This window comes from Verrucomicrobiota bacterium (assembly GCA_016871535.1).
Classification (GTDB): Bacteria; Verrucomicrobiota; Verrucomicrobiia; order Limisphaerales; family SIBE01; genus VHCZ01.
Genome location: VHCZ01000408.1, coordinates 1 through 3,454 on the forward strand (window position 1 = coordinate 1; position 3,454 = coordinate 3,454).

At 59.7% G+C, this 3,454-nt stretch carries 4 protein-coding genes; all 4 read right to left on the minus strand.

The genetic code is table 11. From position 1 onward, the window contains the following. Positions 1–337, minus strand: a 337-nt coding sequence (locus FJ398_26855) for a hypothetical protein (GenBank protein MBM3841500.1), incomplete at its 3' end; no start/stop codon positions are given. After that, a complete protein-coding gene (gene lon / locus FJ398_26860) occupies positions 334–2,736 on the minus strand; it encodes an endopeptidase La (protein MBM3841501.1) in 2,403 nt (800 codons plus the stop codon). The genes FJ398_26855 and lon, both read right to left, overlap by 4 nt. A 44-nt stretch (positions 2,737–2,780) precedes the next feature. Further along, complete coding sequence (locus FJ398_26865) at positions 2,781–3,212, minus strand: Hsp20/alpha crystallin family protein (GenBank protein ID MBM3841502.1); 432 nt, start codon at positions 3,210–3,212, stop codon at positions 2,781–2,783. Between the two features lie 143 nt (positions 3,213–3,355). Further along, on the minus strand, positions 3,356–3,454 hold a 99-nt coding region (locus tag FJ398_26870), incomplete at its 5' end, for a sulfurtransferase FdhD (protein ID MBM3841503.1).

Sequence of the window (3,454 nt, forward strand, 5' to 3'; positions counted from 1 at the left end):
CACGGACCCTGAACTCGGTAGGGCGAGTCCGTCCCGGCGAGCCGCTCGACGAGTGTGGAACACGTCCAGTCCGGCTCGCTGGGGACAGGCTCGCCTTACCGTGAGGGGCACGGCAGGTTCCCAAGCACTTCTCGCTCGCATCGAACATCGAACGTTGAACGTCGAACGGTTCATGGGAAGTTTCTTGCGCTAGTGAGCCTTCCTCACGGACCCTGAACTCGGTAGGGCGAGTCCGTCCCGGCGAGCCGCTCGACGAGCTCTGAACACGTTCCGCCCGGCTCGCTGGGGACAGGCTCGCCCTACCGTCCGGTTCATGGGAAGCTCCTTTGCCCTTCATTTGGCGTGCAAGGCAAGCGGAATCAACTCCGAGATGTGTTGCACGAAACGGGCTTTGATCTTTTGCCGCACTTCCGCCGGGACTTCTTCCCAATCCTTTCGATTTCGTTCCGGCAAGATCACTTGCTTAAGCCTCGCCCGCGACGCGGCCAGGACTTTTTCTTTGATTCCGCCCACCGGCAGGATTCGGCCTCGCAGGCTGATTTCGCCAGTCAGCGCCACATCCGAGCGCACGCGGCGTTCGGTGAACAGGGAAGCGAGAGCCACGAGGATTGCCGCGCCCGCGCTTGGACCGTCCTTGGGTGTCGCCCCGGCGGGAATGTGGATGTGAATGTCGAACGAATCAAAGCTGCTCAAATCGACGCGGAGGGACTTTGCCTGGCTGCGCAAATAGCTGAGGGCCGTCTGGGCGCTTTCCTTCATGACGTCGCCCAGCGAGCCGGTGAGGATCAACTTGCCTTTGCCCTGCATGCGGGTGGCTTCAATGAAGAGAATCTCGCCGCCGGTCGGCGTCCAGCCCAGGCCGACCGCGATGCCGACCTCTTTGATTTCCTCGGCGGTTTCCGAGAAATAACGCACCGAACCCAGATAATCCGCCAGGGACTCCGGGCCGATGATCAAGGGCTGTTGGACGGTGGGGCTGGAAATGATTCGGCGCGCGGCTTTGCGCGTTAAAGTGGCGATTTCCCGTTCCAACTGCCGCACGCCGGCTTCGCGCGTGTAATCCTCGATCAAATACCGGAGGGTGGCCTCCGAGAAACGAACGACTTTCCGTTTCAGGCCGTGCTCCTCCAATTGGCGCGGAACCAGGTGGCGTTTGGCGATCTGGACTTTTTCGCTGGTGGTGTAACTGGGCAGTTCGAGCACCTCCAGCCGGTCGCGCAACGCCGGATGGATTGGATCGAGCCAGTTCGCGGTCGTGATGAACAGGACGCGCGACAAATCGAACGGCACGTCCAGGTAATGATCGGTAAAGTTGGAATTCTGCTGAGGATCGAGCACTTCCAGGAGCGCCGCGGCGGGGTCGCCGCGAAAATCTGAGCCCACCTTGTCGATCTCGTCAAGCAGGATAACCGGGTTGTTGGTTTCGACGCGGCGCAAGCTCTGGATGATTCTCCCTGGCAATGCGCCGACGTACGTCCGGCGGTGGCCGCGAATTTCCGCTTCATCGCGCATGCCGCCGAGCGAAATGCGCCCCAGTTTCCGCCCCAGCGCTTCGGCGACACTCTGGCCGAGAGAGGTTTTGCCCACGCCGGGCGGGCCCACCAGGCAGAGGATCGGGCCTTTCAGTTTCCTTTTAAGCTTAATCACCGCCAGATATTCCAGGAGCCGATCTTTGACCTTTGTCAGCCCGAAATGCTGTTCGTCCAGGACGCGAGCGGCGTCCGTGAGATCCAGTTTGTCGGCGGTGGCCTTCGACCACGGGAGGTTGATCAGCCAGTCCAGGTAGTTGCGCGTGACGGTGTATTCGGCTGCGGAGAAGGGAATTTGCTGAAGCCGCTCCAATTCCTTGCGCGCAACCTTGGCCGCTTCTTCGGACAATTGACCCTTTTCAATCTGCTCGCGAAGCGAACTGATCTCCAGGGCGCTGGGATCGCTTTCGCCCAGTTCGCGTTGGATGGCGCGAATCTGTTCGCGCAGGAAGAAGTCGCGCTGGCTTTTCGACATGGAGGAGGCGACTTCCTTTTGAATCTTCGAGCCCAGCGTCAGCACCTCCAATTCCTTGCCCACCAAGGGCAGCAAGCGGGTCAACCGGTCCTTGACCACGTTGGTTTCCAGCAGGCGTTGCCGTTCTTCCAGGCTCAGGTTGAGGTTTGCCGCGATCAGGTCCGCGAGCTTGCCGGGATGATCCGTATTCAGCGCCGTCACTTTGACCTGTTCGGACAGCGCGGGCGAGAGTTTGATGATTTCCTGGAATTGAAGTTGAACGTTGCGCGCCAGCGCCGCCAGTTCCAGGGATTCATCATCGACCTCCTTGAGCACCTTGATCTTAGCGCTCAAATAGGGATCCTGGCTGACGTAATCGGCGATGCGGACGCGCCGCAGCCCTTCGACCAGCACCCGGACGGTGTTGTCGGGGAATTTGAGCATCTTGAGCACGCGCGCGGCACAACCGTGAGGCCACAAGTCTTCTGGAGCCGGGTTCTCGATGTCTTCCCGGCGCTGGAGCACGAGCGCGAGAAAGCGGTCGCCCGCGACGACGTCATCGATCAAGCGAATGCTGGGAGCCGATTCGACCAGAAGCGGGGCGACCATTCCGGGGAAGATCACGATGTCGGACAGTCCGAGAACCGGAAGGACATCGGGGAGCGATTTGGCGGCGACTTTCGGTGGGACCAGTTCCGCGCCGCCCGCCGAGGCGTCCAGGATACTGATAAACTCAGTGTCGGGAGAGGTCATAGTTGCCGGCCTAAAGGTTTAGATGCCGCCGACCTCTAAAAGATTCACGAAATCCTGGTTTCTGAAGCTGCGAGGGTAATGGAATGAGGATCCGGGCGTTTTCCGCCGTTGGCCGGGACGTCAATTCTCAGGAACCCGTTCTGGTAAGCCGCGCGGGCCTGGCTGAGATCGTAGCCTTTGGGCAGCTCGATCACCGTGGCGAACGCGCCGTAATTGATCTCCATGACGAGAAACTTGCATTTCGGCGCGCGGCAGCCATCGGGTCGATAGCCTCGAATCTTGAGGCGATTGCTCTCCACGATCAGTTCCAAGTCTTCCCGGCGCATGCCGGCCAGTTCAACTTTGATGACTAATCCCTCTTCGCAAACATAGACATCGGTGTTGGGAACCCAATAGGTTTCGGCCGAACCGTCGTGATCGCGGGGGGCCTGAGTTTTGACAACGTGCAGGGCGGAACTCACTTTAGACATGCTCATTACTTCCGCAAGAATAGACCATCGCCCCCGGTTAGGCAAGGGGTGGGAATGGGGGCGGGTGCGACTAAAACTGTCGGTGAAACCGGCACTTTGAGTTGCACCCAATAGGGCAAGTAGTTCTCATGTTAGCCGCATGAATTCCGTCATCTGATGCGCTCGGAACGCGAATAGACGTTTAAGTTCTTTCCCCGGAGAAATCCGATGAGCGTCTGGCCGCTTTCCTGGGCAAACTCCACCGCCAG